17 protein-coding genes, 1 tRNA gene and 1 other RNA gene are annotated in these 14,102 nt (G+C 44.6%); 8 read left to right on the forward strand and 11 right to left on the reverse strand.

What is annotated here, in order from left to right; all coding sequences use genetic code 11:
- Positions 1 to 9 precede the first annotated feature (9 nt).
- Positions 10 to 843: a curli production assembly/transport protein CsgG gene (csgG, locus tag OGX99_RS22475; protein ID WP_151219658.1), complete on the forward strand. Its 834-nt coding sequence runs from the start codon at positions 10 to 12 to the stop codon at positions 841 to 843.
- A gap of 47 nt (positions 844 to 890) precedes the next feature.
- On the opposite strand, the gene OGX99_RS22480 is transcribed toward csgG, so the two are convergent.
- The 4 genes from OGX99_RS22480 to ghrA all read right to left on the reverse strand — a co-directional run bounded on the left by OGX99_RS22480 (position 891) and on the right by ghrA (position 3,939).
- Positions 891 to 1,373, reverse strand: a complete 483-nt coding sequence (locus OGX99_RS22480; protein ID WP_286545115.1) for a DUF1097 domain-containing protein — start codon at positions 1,371 to 1,373, stop codon at positions 891 to 893.
- Between the two features lie 101 nt (positions 1,374 to 1,474).
- Entirely contained in the window at positions 1,475 to 2,029 is a 555-nt protein-coding gene (locus OGX99_RS22485) for a TorD/DmsD family molecular chaperone (RefSeq protein WP_151219656.1), read from the reverse strand.
- A gap of 23 nt (positions 2,030 to 2,052) precedes the next feature.
- Complete coding sequence (locus tag OGX99_RS22490) at positions 2,053 to 2,790, reverse strand: phosphatase (RefSeq protein ID WP_151219655.1); 738 nt, start codon at positions 2,788 to 2,790, stop codon at positions 2,053 to 2,055.
- A 210-nt stretch (positions 2,791 to 3,000) separates the two neighbouring features.
- On the reverse strand, positions 3,001 to 3,939 hold the full coding sequence (gene ghrA, locus OGX99_RS22495; RefSeq protein ID WP_151219654.1) for a glyoxylate/hydroxypyruvate reductase GhrA: 939 nt from the start codon (positions 3,937 to 3,939) through the stop codon (positions 3,001 to 3,003).
- Between the two features lie 235 nt (positions 3,940 to 4,174).
- Between ghrA and OGX99_RS22500 the strand changes: the two genes are divergently transcribed.
- Together OGX99_RS22500 and OGX99_RS22505 are read left to right on the forward strand one after the other, a co-directional pair.
- Positions 4,175 to 4,262: transfer RNA gene (locus tag OGX99_RS22500), tRNA-Ser, on the forward strand.
- 45 nt (positions 4,263 to 4,307) lie between these two features.
- Positions 4,308 to 4,444, forward strand: a non-coding RNA gene (locus OGX99_RS22505) — RtT sRNA.
- A gap of 22 nt (positions 4,445 to 4,466) precedes the next feature.
- On the opposite strand, the gene OGX99_RS23950 is transcribed toward OGX99_RS22505, so the two are convergent.
- Positions 4,467 to 4,601, reverse strand: coding sequence for a DUF4942 domain-containing protein (locus OGX99_RS23950; RefSeq protein ID WP_373276863.1), 135 nt, complete (start codon positions 4,599 to 4,601; stop codon positions 4,467 to 4,469).
- A gap of 346 nt (positions 4,602 to 4,947) precedes the next feature.
- Between OGX99_RS23950 and rarD the strand changes: the two genes are divergently transcribed.
- A complete protein-coding gene (gene rarD, locus OGX99_RS22510) occupies positions 4,948 to 5,862 on the forward strand; it encodes an EamA family transporter RarD (RefSeq protein ID WP_187259664.1) in 915 nt (304 codons plus the stop codon).
- 711 nt (positions 5,863 to 6,573) lie between these two features.
- The gene (locus tag OGX99_RS22515; RefSeq protein ID WP_286545118.1) at positions 6,574 to 7,488 is read left to right on the forward strand and encodes a VirK/YbjX family protein; all 915 of its coding nucleotides are present in this window, start codon (positions 6,574 to 6,576) and stop codon (positions 7,486 to 7,488) included.
- A gap of 209 nt (positions 7,489 to 7,697) precedes the next feature.
- Here the strand turns inward: OGX99_RS22515 and OGX99_RS22520 are convergent, their stop codons facing one another.
- The 3 genes from OGX99_RS22520 to OGX99_RS22530 all read right to left on the reverse strand — a co-directional run bounded on the left by OGX99_RS22520 (position 7,698) and on the right by OGX99_RS22530 (position 8,949).
- Positions 7,698 to 8,267 (reverse strand): YebB family permuted papain-like enzyme, encoded by a 570-nt coding sequence (locus OGX99_RS22520; RefSeq protein WP_151225218.1) that lies wholly within the window; start codon positions 8,265 to 8,267, stop codon positions 7,698 to 7,700.
- Between the two features lie 89 nt (positions 8,268 to 8,356).
- Positions 8,357 to 8,740: a hypothetical protein gene (locus OGX99_RS22525; protein ID WP_286545121.1), complete on the reverse strand. Its 384-nt coding sequence runs from the start codon at positions 8,738 to 8,740 to the stop codon at positions 8,357 to 8,359.
- Entirely contained in the window at positions 8,737 to 8,949 is a 213-nt protein-coding gene (locus tag OGX99_RS22530) for a hypothetical protein (RefSeq protein WP_286545123.1), read from the reverse strand. Before OGX99_RS22530 ends, OGX99_RS22525 begins: the two co-directional genes overlap by 4 nt.
- 467 nt (positions 8,950 to 9,416) lie before the next feature.
- On the opposite strand from OGX99_RS22530, the gene OGX99_RS22535 reads away from it, so the two are divergent.
- Positions 9,417 to 9,695: a DUF5339 domain-containing protein gene (locus OGX99_RS22535; RefSeq protein WP_151218808.1), complete on the forward strand. Its 279-nt coding sequence runs from the start codon at positions 9,417 to 9,419 to the stop codon at positions 9,693 to 9,695.
- Positions 9,696 to 10,390: 695 nt separating this feature from the next.
- On the opposite strand, the gene OGX99_RS22540 is transcribed toward OGX99_RS22535, so the two are convergent.
- The 3 genes from OGX99_RS22540 to OGX99_RS22545 all read right to left on the reverse strand — a co-directional run bounded on the left by OGX99_RS22540 (position 10,391) and on the right by OGX99_RS22545 (position 11,312).
- Complete coding sequence (locus OGX99_RS22540) at positions 10,391 to 10,612, reverse strand: HP1242/YdcH family protein (RefSeq protein ID WP_151218806.1); 222 nt, start codon at positions 10,610 to 10,612, stop codon at positions 10,391 to 10,393.
- Between the two features lie 159 nt (positions 10,613 to 10,771).
- Positions 10,772 to 11,023, reverse strand: coding sequence for a fimbria/pilus periplasmic chaperone (locus OGX99_RS23825; RefSeq protein WP_151218805.1), 252 nt, complete (start codon positions 11,021 to 11,023; stop codon positions 10,772 to 10,774).
- Positions 10,950 to 11,312, reverse strand: coding sequence for a fimbria/pilus periplasmic chaperone (locus tag OGX99_RS22545; protein WP_286545125.1), 363 nt, complete (start codon positions 11,310 to 11,312; stop codon positions 10,950 to 10,952). The genes OGX99_RS23825 and OGX99_RS22545 overlap by 74 nt, the downstream gene beginning before the upstream one ends.
- A gap of 579 nt (positions 11,313 to 11,891) precedes the next feature.
- Between OGX99_RS22545 and OGX99_RS22550 the strand changes: the two genes are divergently transcribed.
- Together OGX99_RS22550 and OGX99_RS22555 are read left to right on the forward strand one after the other, a co-directional pair.
- Positions 11,892 to 13,190, forward strand: coding sequence for a phosphoadenosine phosphosulfate reductase (locus OGX99_RS22550; RefSeq protein ID WP_151218803.1), 1,299 nt, complete (start codon positions 11,892 to 11,894; stop codon positions 13,188 to 13,190).
- 2 nt (positions 13,191 to 13,192) lie between these two features.
- Complete coding sequence (locus tag OGX99_RS22555; RefSeq protein ID WP_151225212.1) at positions 13,193 to 13,822, forward strand: IbrB-like domain-containing protein; 630 nt, start codon at positions 13,193 to 13,195, stop codon at positions 13,820 to 13,822.
- Positions 13,823 to 14,102: the final 280 nt, after the last annotated feature.

Consider the following 14,102-nt stretch of genomic DNA (forward strand, 5'->3'; position numbering starts at 1 on the left):
GAAAAAATCATGCAGCGCTTACTTATCATGGTGGCAGTAATTTTACTCAGCGGATGTTTAACAGCCCCGCCGAAAGAAGCCGCAAAGCCGACATTAATGCCCCGGGCTCAAAGCTATAAAGACTTGACACATCTGCCCATGCCTACAGGTAAGATTTTTGTGTCGGTATACAATATTCAGGATGAGACTGGCCAGTTCAAACCTTATCCGGCAAGTAACTTCTCAACCGCCGTCCCGCAAAGCGCCACGGCGATGCTCGTCACCGCATTGAAAGATTCTCGTTGGTTCATACCGCTGGAACGTCAGGGGTTACAGAACTTATTGAATGAACGAAAAATTATTCGTGCGGCGCAGGAAAACGGTACCGTTGCCGTGAATAACCGGATACCACTGCAGTCATTAACCGCGGCTAACATCATGGTGGAAGGGTCCATTATTGGATACGAAAGCAACGTTAAGTCGGGTGGCGTTGGGGCACGCTATTTCGGTATTGGTGCCGATACGCAATATCAACTCGACCAGATAGCGGTAAACCTGCGCGTGGTTAACGTCAGTACCGGTGAAATCCTCTCATCGGTGAATACCAGCAAAACCATCCTGTCTTATGAAGTCCAGGCTGGGGTATTCCGCTTTATTGACTACCAGCGTTTGTTGGAAGGTGAAATTGGCTACACCTCTAACGAACCGGTTATGCTTTGCCTGATGTCAGCGATTGAAACCGGCGTTATCTTCCTGATTAATGACGGGATTGATCGCGGGTTGTGGGATTTGCAGGATAAGAAACAAGTTGATAATGACATTCTGGTAAAATACCGCCATATGTCGGTACCTCCGGAATCCTGAGTGGTCGGGAAGGTACAAAAAGCGTGAGGCATACCCTCACGCTTTTTTTATTTACTGGTCAGCGTCGACGATATTCGATTCTCACGACGAGACGCCAGCCACAATCCGCTGTTTTTCATCGCATAGCCGAATACCAGACCCAGCGCCAGAGATGGCACGACCAGATGCCAGTCCCCCTGCCCTGCAAACGTCGCGCATGCGCCAATAAACGTGCCTGGCACAAATGAAAGCAACCATTGCTTTGCCTGAATACACATCAGAAACGCGACAATTCCCGTCATGACATAACCAATGATGTCCATATGCGGGGCGAGCGCGCTACCGTTAATAATCACCAACGCCCACACCACACCGCTTAGCAGCGTACACGCCGAGATCCACAGCCCTTTCAGTCCACCCTGCGGACAGGCGAAATAGGCCGTGCAGCCCATAAAGCCAGCCCAACTGAGTAAGCCAAGAGAAACAGCCACCCATCCCCAGATCCCGGAGAGGATGCCCGTTGTGATTGCAATTGAGAGAAGTATGTTCATGCCGCGTATCTTAGCAGAAAAACGGCATAGGAATGAGATCGTGCACACAAATTATGCAAGAGCCTAATTTGTGTTGCAGTTTAAAGTGATCTAAATCACATTTATTCGTCCGTATCTTCCTGCAATTCGTCCCACATTGCACTAATCGCATCGCGCGTTAATGGCGCCATCGTACGCCAGAACGGCGTGCTGGCGTGCGCTTCAACTTTGCCAAGGAACGTACCACACCAGGGCAGCAGGTATTCTACAAACAACGTTTCAAGCGCTTCGCTTTCATCTTCCGCAGACTGGTCTTCAAGCCAGGATGCCGCCAGCAACAACGTACCAATGTGATCTGCCGGCGTATCTGCCAGCGGCATTCCGCGAGCAGAAAGAAATGCGCGAACATCGGATTCTTTCGCCCCTTCTACCCAGGCGCTACGATAAGGCGACACCGCACACTCGTCACCGACAAACAGCGCATTGTAATCCGCAGCCAGCTGAGACATATCGCAGCTCTTTTGCAGACGGGCCAACAGTTCATCCTGTTCCAGCGGCCAGCTGGCGGACAGTTTACCTTCACTAATCAGGGTAAACAGGGGAACCAGTAAAGGGTCCTGCGGTTGGCGGTAAAACAGCGAGCCCAGTACACGGCACAGGATAGAAAACTCGTTCATTGATATATTCCAGTTAGTAACAATTACAGTTCAGCAAATTCCGCGATCGGCTCCATGCCTCGCGATTCCAGAAACGCCAACAGGCGTTTGGGTGTGACGTTTAAAATTCTGTCTTCCGGGAAATTCACATCATCGAGAATTTTACGGCATTCGCCAAATTCTCCCAACGTGAAAGCAGTGTGTGAATCCGATCCTAACGCTACCCAGCCGCCGGCATCCCGTACTGCCGCAGCAACCGCGCGACAATTATCCTCACTACCCTTACGCGAATGTAAAAACGAGGAGTTATTGATTTCCAGCGCGACCTGATATTTTGCTGCAGCCTGTGCAATTGCTGTTATATCAACGGGATACTTTGGATTCCCCGGATGGCTGATGATATGCACATTGCCGCTGGCCATCGTGGCTATCATCGCCTTGGTATTCGTGTCTTTATCGTGAGGTGCAAAAACCGGCTCATGGAAACCCGCAATGATCAGATCCAGAGAGGTAAACATAGGACCTGAACAGTCAATTTCACCTTCAATATTCTTAATATTCGCCTCAATGCCGCGCAGGATCCCTACGCCATCTACAACACGTGGCCAAATGCGCATATTAATAAAGTGCCAGTGATGAGGCGCATCCGCCATATCCGGTCCATGATCGGTAATGGCAAACAACTTGATGCCTTTGCGACGGGCTTCAGCGATGTAATCACTTAAGGTGCTGTAAGCGTGGGTGCTGGCGACGGTATGCATATGCAGGTCAACGGGATACATAACTCTCTCCTGTAGTCATTTTCCGTCAAGGATAGCAGGTATCGTCGCCAATAATACCCTAAATAATTCGAGTTACAGGCTGGCGGCAAGGGGGTGATACCCGATGAGCTTACTGAAGTAAGTTATTCGGGTGAACAACCGCAGCCAACGCACATGCAGCTTGAAGTATGACGGGTATTTAGCTGAAACCCGGCATCGACTGGCTTGGCTTTAGTAGCCTCGCACGCGATCGACCTGACCCGTAACAGATTTCCCGCTCTCAAGATCCAAAATCGTGCGGGAGATATAGTCCACCGCCTCTGCCGGACGTGTTACGGCAGCAATATGCGGTGTCATGGCCACACGTGGATGTTTCCAAAGAGGGCTGGTTTCCGGCAGCGGTTCACGGCTATAGACATCCAGCATGGCACCTTTCACCTTGCCACTGTCCAGCGATGCCAGGAGATCGTCTTCATTGAGATGAACGCCACGCGCCAGGTTCAGCACGTAAGCGCCATCCTGCAATTGGTTGAGTAACTCCGCGTTAATGATGCCCACGGTTTCTGCCGTATTGGGTAGAAGGTTGATAAGCACGCGTGTCTGACTCAGAAACGCGCCTAACTCTTCAGTACCGGCAAAGCTTTCCACACCAGACCAGGATTTACGCGTACGACTCCAGCAGCGCAGCGGGAAGCCCCATGTTTGCAGACTTTCTGCAACTTTCGCCCCTAAAACACCGGCACCCATGATCCCGACGGTAAACTCATCGCGGGTATATTCTGGCAAAGGTTGCCATTTCGCCTGGTTTTTTAATGCCTGGTAATCATCAAAGCGACGAAACCAGTGCAGTACCTGACTGACCGCATATTCCTGCATTTGCAGGCCCATACCCGTATCTTCCAGACGGAAAAGCGGGATTGAGGCATCCAGCATTTCCGGATGAGTGTTGAGTTTACTGAGGATAGAATCGACGCCCGCGCCCAGCGCAAATACAGCTTTTAATTTTCGTCCGGCGAGCATTTCAACCGGAGGATGCCAGACCAGCGCATAGTCTGCATGGGCATTATCACCCGCTTTCCACTGCCGAACGTTCGCTCCAGGAATGGCCTTTATCAGCGCCTTAAGCCACCAGTTCGTATCGAATGTTGGGTGATAGAAAATTATATCCATATTGTCTCCTGAACATTGTTATGCGGAGCTTTCTCGCACTTATAATCATCATTTTTAGAGGGAACATCAGAGTAGCAAATTTTAGGATGCTGGCAAAAAAAACAATTCCCGCTTATTTAAGCTCCATATTGATTGAAGTTTGTGTAAATGCACGTTTTTTTCAAAAAGTTGATTGACGCCGCAGCGGTATTTCCCTAAATTAGCGCCCGTTCCGGTAGCACAGGAACAACAATATGGTGAGGTGTCCGAGTGGCTGAAGGAGCACGCCTGGAAAGTGTGTATACGGCAACGTATCCGGGGTTCGAATCCCCGCCTCACCGCCATATTTAAAGAAGAGCTCGTACGCAAGTACGGGCTTTTTTTTTCGCATAATGCACAGCATGGCGGGGATGAGAAGCCCGGACCGGGGTTCGACTACTGGCGCAGCCAGTTGGACAGACTGCGAGTGCAGCGAGCAGGCTGCCCGCAGGGCGAGCTAAGCGAGTCAATCCCCGCCTCACCGCCATATTACGAGTGCATATTATTAATTAACATAGGATTTTTATTTTATCTTTGCTGCAATGCAACGGCTTAAAGGTACTGATAATGTTCTCTTCGCTGATGGCGGGGATATCGTCCCACTCAAGGTTTCTGCTCCACTTATCGCGGGCAACAGAAGCCATCACCCATTGCCCAGTCCTGCACAGTTGGCCCGCCAATACTCCCGATTAGTGCTGAGATATCAGCAAGCTGTTGGGTCAGCGAGAATGGCCGCATTACCTGTGGCTGCTCAGAAATGTCCTCCATCAGTCCGCGATACAAATCGGAAGTCTTCCCATTGATTTTTATCATCATTTACCGATACGACTATGATAAAATTGACCTTATTTTTTATATCAACCTGACTGTAAATGAGATTGAGTTCTGTAACAGAAAACTTTGCTCTTAAGAGCAGGTACGAGCCAGAATGAAGGGCTAAAAATGCTCTTCAGAAGGACATGTCGGTATGGCAAGCAAGGATACACATAAATGGTAAAGTTTCTGCGAAATGGACCCGCAGTTGTTGTTCTGGCATTTATATTATGGGGCCTGATCCCATTGTTTTATCAATATCTGTCCGGCGGAGCCCTTGCTGAGATTTTGATGTACAGAGTTTTCTGGTCTATACCTCTATTACTGCCAATAAGACTGTTATTTCGTAAGAGAACGTTTTTTCGCGATTTACTGAAAGATAAAACATCCTTCATATCCTGCATGATAGCAGGTTTGTTAATGGTAATTTCGTGGTCAGCTTTTATTTATGCACTAACAAATCATAAAGTACTTGATGCCAGTCTGGGATATTTTATCAATCCACTTATTGTCATTTCCCTTGGCTGTATTTTCCTTAAAGAAAAACTATCATTATTTCAGCTTATAGCGGTAATATCCGGGGTATGTGGTCTTGCCTATCAGATTATTTCCGCGAACAGTTTCCCTTCACTGGCGCTAATCATGGGGTTTTCTTTTGCATTGTACGGACTGGCGCGTAAATTTATCCATTACGATGCAATAACGTCAATCACACTTGAAACATTCTGGGCTCTGCCTGTCGCTATTATCATTTTTATATATACTGACTCTAGTATAACAACATCATCTGATATCCCTGTCTTTCTTTATATATTAACCGCTCCCGTTACAGTCATCCCGTTAGTGTTATTTGCGGTAGCGTTAAATCATACATCCCTTATTGTGACAGGTCTTGCACAGTATATAGAGCCATCACTGCAATTTCTCATTGCCATACTTATATTTAGAGAGGTTATTAATTACCCCGAGTTATTGTGTTTTTCAGCAGTATGGTTTGGATTATTGCTATGTATATTTGAGAGTCTTTACTATCATTACCGACGTTATCCTCCAGGAGCTAAAAGGAATCATCCGGAAGGCACTTTACGGTAATGTACATGCTGAGTGTATAACTCAGTATGCATTTTCGTTTTACTGGAACACGCGCTCAGATATGAATGAGTAAACAACTCGAGTTTGTTTACTCAAGATTACCCCGTCATTTATCGAGATTATATAAAACGCCAACGAATCAGGTCTCCCCTGGTATTTTTTTTGCTGACCAGTTTCATAAACATACAAAGCGAACGCCTTTCAGCACAAAAAGTTACCAAAAATATACAGGGCATTATATCCGGAAAGAAGTCAGGAATGACGCCCCCCCCATTTAAGATATTCAATTTGAACTTAATCTACGAAAATCGGCATATTTCGCGGGATTACATCCAATTAAGTTAGCCGTCATCGTTCGGAAATTTGTCCTGTCGTTCAAAATCGTGCATTCCCCCCATGTTCGCTGAAGCACATGATTTACTTCGCTATGTTGTTGACAACTCAACTCACCAGTTTACTCAATGAACAGCGATATGTTTGTAAAACACATTTTGTTTAACAAATATATATGTTCTTCTCTGTAGAATGAAAAATTGTTTTATCAGGACAGGCTAACGAGAGAGCACCCTAATGATTATCAATAAAACTGGCATGTCAGACATGAATTCATTTAACAGTAATTTTTCGCATTAACAAAACAGTGTAGAGACTCCAGCATTTACACCTTGCACGTAAATGAATTTATACATCCTGGCTTAATGATAAATACTTATGAAAAATACATCATACCTAAGCTTTTTTAACAAAACTTTATTGGCACGTGACCCGTTACATGGCAAATGGAAGAACAAAAAATTTCGACTCATGTATCTTTTACGCTCTATGATAAGTCCAGCCTCCAGTGTTCGATATTATCAAGAATTACTTTCTCTTAAATCAATTGATAAGATTCTGGAGATGCAACCTACGTTACCAGCAAAAATTCATCGTCCCTATTTGTATAAAGGAGGGTTGGCACGAAATCGAAGGAAAAACATTGTCGGACACTACCGTTTTGTCCAAAGTTTACCAATGAAACAACAGGCGTTTTTATTACCAGACAAAGATGTGCTATTGGTTCAATTCACCGGAAAAAATGGTGAGGATTTTAATATTCACTGTTCTTCAGGCGGTTTTGATCGTGAAGGCGAACTGATGTTGTCTCTTAGTTTTAACAACATCCCGGTGGCCCGATTGTCCTTCTCGGTTATCCCGTCAAAAAAAGGACATTGTGCATTTATTGGCGGTTTGCAGGGGGCGCCAAAAAATATTGGTCCAGACATTATTCGGGACGCTACTAAAGCCTGCTATGGACTATTCCCTAAGCGGATCGTTTTTGAGGCACTTTGTTCATTGATGCGTTGCTGTGAAATCACTGATATTTTAGCAGTCAGTGAACAGAGCCATGTTTTCAGGCAATGGCGATACCGGTATAAGAAACGTAAATACTTTGTTGCCCTGTACAGTGATTTTTGGGAATCAGTTGCTGGTCGTCCATACGGTAAGTGGTATAAGTTGCCAATTTCTGTAGAGCGTAAGTCATTTAATGAGCTTGCCAGTAAAAAACGCGCGGAATACCGGAGACGGTATGCCTTGTTGGACCATATAAATGAGGAAATCATGATTCTTCTGCAAAATCAGATGTAAGATAATGACGTTACTCTGCTCGGAAACAGGCTGATGAATGCGACGTCCCATCAAAAGCGCTGCTGCCATTCCACGTCGGCCAACAATTATACGAACGTCCGCTGAGAGCAGTGATTTCAACGGGTCTATGCAACGCTATCCTTAATCAAAGGGGGACGTTGCAATAAAACGAAGAACGCTCATTTACTACACGCCCGAACAGAAAGCGACTATCTGGGACTGTCATAAATCCCCTCAAGCCCCGGATGCTGCCATAAACTGGCGGGTGTGACCGTTTTTCTGTCCCACGGAATGGCGCCCAGGAACCAGAACCGCCAGAACAGCAGATCGGCTCCCGGGTTATTTTTCAGTAACTGGCCAAAGGTCTCCACGCTGCCAACCTGAACACCCAACGCATCTCTGTAAATATCAAACACGAACTTTGAACAAAATTGCCGGGAACACTCGTAGTCAAACCCCGTATGGTACAGTTTATGCAGACGTGTGGGGACCTGCTGCATCACTGCCAGCTTTTGTTCCACGGTCAGCCCTCCCTGCAGACGACGCACGGCATAACGTTGTCCGGCAGAACGCTGAATGAATGCCGACAGAGTAGTGACGCCGGAGAGGGGAATACGGCTTTCAGCCACCTGATAATCATCACCATGATATCCGGTGATGATCCCGACATGGTTGCACCAGCACCGCGAGGCGGTCGACACTTCACGGAACAAGGACGCTCCGATACAGGTAAAAACGATATCACCCGTTTCAAAAACGGCTGGGTAATTATTCTTCATGTTTTTTTCCATTCTTTTTCTAAACACGTTAACCGGTTTCAGCGCTGTTTTCCTGTATATCCCGCTATTAGCATGGCGATATTCCTCCATTAGCCTTTTAAGAATAAGAAAATAATGTCAAACATAGATTTAATGTCATACACAATTAATGAAAAAGTGATTAGATAAAATTCAACATTATCAAACATTGCCGCAACAACCTCTCCTTTTGATACATTTTGAATTTTCCTTCTTATTGGCTCAAGATAGTTATTAAGATAGAAAGAATATAGAACAGAAAATATAGCCACTAAAAACAGAGGGATAACTATTGTTTTTAAAATTATTGAATCGCAAAATTCATTAATAATTGAACCGATTACTTGCGAATAGATTGCAGTTGCAAAAAAACAATCAAATCGCTTATCAAAAAAATTGTATTTTTTGAATTTAATACCATCTTTAATATCTTCATTATTACTTGCCATCATCATTTTATCTCAATAACATTGTATTTCTCTTTAATTTCATATAAGGCAGCGCCAGAATCAGATTTTCTCTTGAAGCATGCTTCACCATGGAGTAGCCGCAGCGGTGGAAGTAGTTTTTCCAGGCGTGAGTGATTGTGGAAAGCGACTTGCTCACGCCCAAAGTCATTGCAGGCGCGGCCTTCGGGGAGTAATTTCTCGTTAACAAAAACCATGACTGAATTCTCAGGAAGGAAATATAACGATACCGTAGCGACCTGGGACGAGATTTGACAGAGGGTCAATAAAAATCAGACTAATTCAAATGATGGTTATCTCTGCTATATGTTAATGCCATTGAAGTGTCAGCACGGGAGTTCATGGGCAGCAGGTCTTGTTAATGTCGAGAGCTACATGGTGCAGAATGCCGCCAGGGTGTCCAGCTATCCGGGCCCAATATGGTACTGCAGCGCCAAACACCGCGGCTTACAATTTTCAAATATCGGATTAATGAAAAATCAATAATACCAGGAGTTTTCCTGCTCATCTGATCACCTTTGAACAGAATATTAATTTGCGGCATATCATATTTTTTTTGCTATTTATTTGGCATATAAGTATTACCCAGACTGGATTCTGGGTGACAAACTAACGTTATCCCATACATGTTGCAGATTTACTCTTATCAACAAGGAAATAATCAGTGAAAAAAATCATCATCCTCTCCCTGAGTTTATTATTTGTAAACAGTGCCCTTGCTGCCACTTCAGAATCATGCGAATCTTATAAAAAGCAGATGGATTCATACTTAATTAAAATGAAAGAAATGGGTACTCAGCAAACTCAGATAGATATGTTGTCACAGCAATTCGAACAGTCTTTTACACAGATTAAAAACCTGCCAGCAGAAAGTCAGGAAATGACATGTAAACAAGGACTTGACGCGCTCAAGCAAACAATGGAAGCCGCAAATATTAAATAAAAACCTAACTAAAACCACCTGTTAACGGTGGTTTTAGTTTAAAATTCTTTATGAATATACTGTTTAATCAAACTTTTATATTTCTTAATAATTACAGTTTCAGTTTATTTAACTCTTTGACACATAAGAAAACGGGACGCGCTGGTAAGATCACTCTCGAGCCCGGCAGGCACTTAAATCACATCACGGTTATCCTCAGAAAGATATAAAGAAAAAGGCGTGTAAACACATCATTGATAGTGTCCAGGCATTTCCAGAATGACAGGCGTCGTGGAACGGTTAATTCCTGCCCTCCGGCCAGCCATCGCTGCTCCGTGTGATTGTCTCCAGGCTTTTCAACACAGCCACCTCTTCTTTCATTTACCGCTACTCTTCGTGGCAGAGCTGTCAGCCTGGAGTACTTTTTAAAACAGGGTTCAGTATGAGGAATGGAAAGGTCGAGTAGCAGCATCGGTAACTGGTCACCAGGATTAATTCACCATCAAATGATAATGATTGCCATTTATTATAATAATTTTTATCTTTAAAATTCAATCTCTTTCCTGAGCCTGTCAGGCCCCCAGTCAAAAAATTTCCCTCCGTTTTTTTCTTCAACTGTCAGAGTTGAATCGAATGAAAAAAATCCATCTTATTTTCGCTTCAGTATCAAAAAAACCCCGCGATTGCGGGGCCTCAGGATAGTAGAAATTTCGCTATCAGGATTTTGAACTCACTTCGAGGAGTATCTGATACATTGCATCTTTAGTTTGTAGCTTTTCTTTTTTCAGCTTTGCCACCTCCTGTCCATACCCGTGTCCATCTTCACCTTCCAGTCGTGCTATTTCATGATCAAGCGCGTTGTGCTTCTCAAACAGTGACTGAAAACGTGGGTGCTGTGTTTTTAAACGTGTAATTAACTCTCGATACTCTGGAAACATTAAACATCCCGGGATACGTTAAACACATCGCAGATAGCTCTCTTCTGCATCTCCAAACTATCGCCATCTGTGATATTTATGTGTGAGCATTGCCACATAACAGAAATCGTTTGAGGCTCCGTCGATACAGATTTTCACCAGCAAAAAGCAGTGGCAATGCTATCTGCAGGCATTGGCAACAGGATAAGTGATGGTGATCTGCCTGCCATTACGGCTGAAGGTCAGTTTTGACACAGCTTCTTTCGGGGACGGTTTCAGACCAGCCGGACGGACATACAGCTTTATACGGGTGGCGGCCGACAGCATCAGAACGTTTTTCCCTGCAGTCCCGGATTTGTCAACAGCCGGAATGGCTTTGACCGAGAGATATAAAGAGGGTTTCACGGTCAGACGGTAGAGCGGGACCGGCATTCATCAGACGCAGGGTGTTCTCACTCCCCGGATTGCTGACATAAAGCGGTGGAGTGATGATAAAATCGGCAGCCTTTTTACCGTTGCGGTCTTCTGCCCGGGACTGCACCAAAAAGCGGGACGTGTCCGACGTGTTACGCACCGAAATGCTGGCTTCTTTTTGACCGGCAGGATAGATAATACAGGTTCCGCCCAGCACGATACCGCCGCCTGCATAGGCCATTGCCGGGAACAACCCGGCCAGTAATACTGATACCACCCACTTTTTAGTAAAAAATGAGACACGCATGATTTATTCCTGAAAGAGGAAGTTCTTCCAAATTGTCGACGTCTTTGCAATTGTTATGTCACAGTCGTCCAGTACGATAGAGAATGCCGTGTCCCTGGTTGTGGTGCCGGTGCCTGTAAATGCATTTGCGGATACATCACCCAGAGGAACAGACTGATTTTTTTGACGCCGAGGCCAGGCTGCGGGTATCCACAACGACATTACCCTCGAATTTGATAACGCTAGTTTCCCCCGCAATATTCGACGCTGAAGATGCAAAAATAAAGAGTAAAAAAGACACTAAATTTAATCGCATAACCGGATATAATCTTAGATTGTTAATTAATTATTATTATTCAACCCATTAAAGATAGAATAAATATTCAATACACGTACTGAGTTAAGTATCAATAAATATCGCATGATAATAAAAATATTATTTATAGCATTCTCATCATAATGATATAATTTTTTTCTTCGTACAGAGAATCAGTTATCATCAATATAAAACAATGAGTAACTCACAAAATAAAATCTTATATCCTCGGTAATTCTACCACACTCCGACATGAAGTAATGTTATTTATATTCATGCTCTCTATGAATACAAATAACATTGAAATAAGAAAAGTAATAATTTATTTTATTAAAATCTTCAAAAATGCCAGGTGTTTATTTGTGAACAAAAGTTTCAAAGGAATCACTGTTCTTTCCGCTGCCCGCAAACGCATCTCATGGACATTTGATACATTCAGGCATATCTGTGTTTCTTTTTCTGGGGGCAAAGATTCGACAGTACTCCTGCATCTTGTCGCTGAGTCTGCAAGAAGACAAAAAAGGAAAATATCGGTACTGTTCATCGATTGGGAAGCGCAATTTTCTCTGACTATTGAGCATATCGAAAAGATGAAACATCTGTACGCTGATGTTATTGATAATTTCTACTGGGTGGCACTCCCCATGACGACTGTCAGTGGAGTATCCCAGCATGAGCCCGAATGGGTGGCCTGGGCACCGGGCGCTCAGTGGGTTCGAAAACCACCACATGGTGCTATCACGGATGAGTCTTTTTTCTCCTTTTACAAACATGCAATGACATTCGAGGAATTCATCCCCGCATTCTCCCGCTGGCTGACAAAAAAGAATGGCGATTATTCCCAGATTATACTCGTGGGTATACGGGCTGATGAATCACTGCACCGAATGATGGCCATCAGCTCGCACTCGAAATTGCGCTACGCCGATGACAAACCGTGGACAACAGCATCAGTTGAAGGTACGTATTATACTGCCTATCCCCTTTATGACTGGAAAGCCAGTGATATATGGACGTACTGTGCCAAAGAGAACAAAGCATATAACTCACTGTATGATTTAATGTACCAGGCAGGAGTTCCTCTTGGAAGTATGCGCGTGTGTGAACCTTTTGGACCTGAACAAAGACGAGGCCTCTGGCTTTACCATGTTCTGGAACCTGATACCTGGGAGCGGATGTGTTACCGGGTAGCTGGCGCGAACAGTGGAGCCTGTTACGGAAGTCAGAGCGGGGAATTTTTTGCACTACATAAAAGCATCACCAAACCAGAACATCACACCTGGGAAAGTTATGCCTATTTTTTACTGGAAAGCATGCCCGAACACACAGCAGAACATTACCGGAACAAGCTGGCGATTTATCTCAAGTGGTATCTGGAGCACGACTGGCCGCACGGCATTCCTGACGAGCAAGAAAAGGACCTGGGTTGTAAAGATATTCCGTCCTGGCGAAGAATATGCAAGACACTAATAAGAAATGATTTCTGGTGCCAGCGACTTTCTTTCAGCCCCAACGCCCCCCGACATTACAAGCGTTACCTTGAGCGAATGAAACAAAAGCGTCAGCAATGGGGAATAATATAATGATGTCTTTAAAAGATTTACTGGCTGAAGTTGATACTTTTTTCGAAAATATAATTGACGAGAAGCAAAAAATTGAAGTGCTTAACACCTTTAAAAAAGCACTACATCAACATAGTCCGTTTTCAGGTGAACCGGTTGACTGTGTACTCTGGATTCAGTCAACGGCACTACATCCCAATGATTATAATCCAAATGTCATGGCTCCCCCGGAAAAAAAACTGCTTCAGCGGTCCCTTGAAACCGATGGGTATACCCAGCCTGTTGTTGTGACAGCGTGTGCTAAAGGCTATGCCATCATTGATGGCTTCCATCGTTATTCTCTGGGCAAATCTAAACCTGTGCTGCGGAAAAAACTGAATGGTTATCTCCCTGTTACGCTGGTAACGGAACGAAACCTGAAACCGGCCGATCGCATTGCAGCAACCATCCGTCATAATCGTGCCAGAGGAAAACATCATATAGCCGCAATGAGTGCGATTGTACAGGACCTGTATAAACTGGGCTGGGGTGATGCTCGAATTTCTGAAGAGTTAGGCATGGATGCTGACGAAGTGCTGAGACTAAAGCAAATCAGCGGGCTGGCGGAATTGTTCCAGGAAAAGGAGTACAGCGAGGCGTGGACCGTGAAGTAGTGATGGCTGGTATGTGCGCCAGTTTAAATGGAGATTTGAATCGGCGCTAAATTTACTGTTCTTTAATTTAACGTCAAAGCAGCATAACTGCGTATTACCATGAAGGAGATCGGTGAGCAACGGCGTTTGTCATAGAAATTGTCGCTTAATGCAATAAAATTACGTTATGACGTTTCTTTTTCAGGGTTCAAATAAACTTCTGATATGTAGTCCCAGTGACGTAGTTGCTTACTCTAATGTTCAGGATGAGCGCCCAGGCTAATCAACAGACCGATTTTCT

It is taken from the genome of Citrobacter sp. Cu096, assembly GCF_030332285.1.
GTDB classification, from domain to species: domain Bacteria; phylum Pseudomonadota; class Gammaproteobacteria; order Enterobacterales; family Enterobacteriaceae; genus Citrobacter; species Citrobacter meridianamericanus.

What these genes read in the sequence shown, in the direction of transcription:
- csgG (WP_151219658.1), top strand. Translation starts at nt 10, where the DNA reads ATGCAGCGCTTACTTATCATGGTGGCAGTAATTTTACTCAGCGGATGT.
- OGX99_RS23950 (WP_373276863.1), bottom strand. Translation starts at nt 4,601, where the DNA reads ATGGCTTCTGTTGCCCGCGATAAGTGGAGCAGAAACCTTGAGTGGGAC.
- OGX99_RS22480 (WP_286545115.1), bottom strand. Translation starts at nt 1,373, where the DNA reads ATGAACATACTTCTCTCAATTGCAATCACAACGGGCATCCTCTCCGGG.
- OGX99_RS22555 (WP_151225212.1), top strand. Translation starts at nt 13,193, where the DNA reads ATGTCTTTAAAAGATTTACTGGCTGAAGTTGATACTTTTTTCGAAAAT.
- OGX99_RS22545 (WP_286545125.1), bottom strand. Translation starts at nt 11,312, where the DNA reads ATGCGTGTCTCATTTTTTACTAAAAAGTGGGTGGTATCAGTATTACTG.
- OGX99_RS22550 (WP_151218803.1), top strand. Translation starts at nt 11,892, where the DNA reads ATGAATACAAATAACATTGAAATAAGAAAAGTAATAATTTATTTTATT.
- ghrA (WP_151219654.1), bottom strand. Translation starts at nt 3,939, where the DNA reads ATGGATATAATTTTCTATCACCCAACATTCGATACGAACTGGTGGCTT.
- OGX99_RS22485 (WP_151219656.1), bottom strand. Translation starts at nt 2,029, where the DNA reads ATGAACGAGTTTTCTATCCTGTGCCGTGTACTGGGCTCGCTGTTTTAC.
- OGX99_RS22525 (WP_286545121.1), bottom strand. Translation starts at nt 8,740, where the DNA reads ATGATGATGGCAAGTAATAATGAAGATATTAAAGATGGTATTAAATTC.
- OGX99_RS22520 (WP_151225218.1), bottom strand. Translation starts at nt 8,267, where the DNA reads ATGAAGAATAATTACCCAGCCGTTTTTGAAACGGGTGATATCGTTTTT.
- OGX99_RS22530 (WP_286545123.1), bottom strand. Translation starts at nt 8,949, where the DNA reads ATGGTTTTTGTTAACGAGAAATTACTCCCCGAAGGCCGCGCCTGCAAT.
- OGX99_RS22515 (WP_286545118.1), top strand. Translation starts at nt 6,574, where the DNA reads ATGAAAAATACATCATACCTAAGCTTTTTTAACAAAACTTTATTGGCA.
- OGX99_RS23825 (WP_151218805.1), bottom strand. Translation starts at nt 11,023, where the DNA reads ATGCCGGTCCCGCTCTACCGTCTGACCGTGAAACCCTCTTTATATCTC.
- OGX99_RS22540 (WP_151218806.1), bottom strand. Translation starts at nt 10,612, where the DNA reads ATGTTTCCAGAGTATCGAGAGTTAATTACACGTTTAAAAACACAGCAC.
- OGX99_RS22490 (WP_151219655.1), bottom strand. Translation starts at nt 2,790, where the DNA reads ATGTATCCCGTTGACCTGCATATGCATACCGTCGCCAGCACCCACGCT.
- rarD (WP_187259664.1), top strand. Translation starts at nt 4,948, where the DNA reads ATGGTAAAGTTTCTGCGAAATGGACCCGCAGTTGTTGTTCTGGCATTT.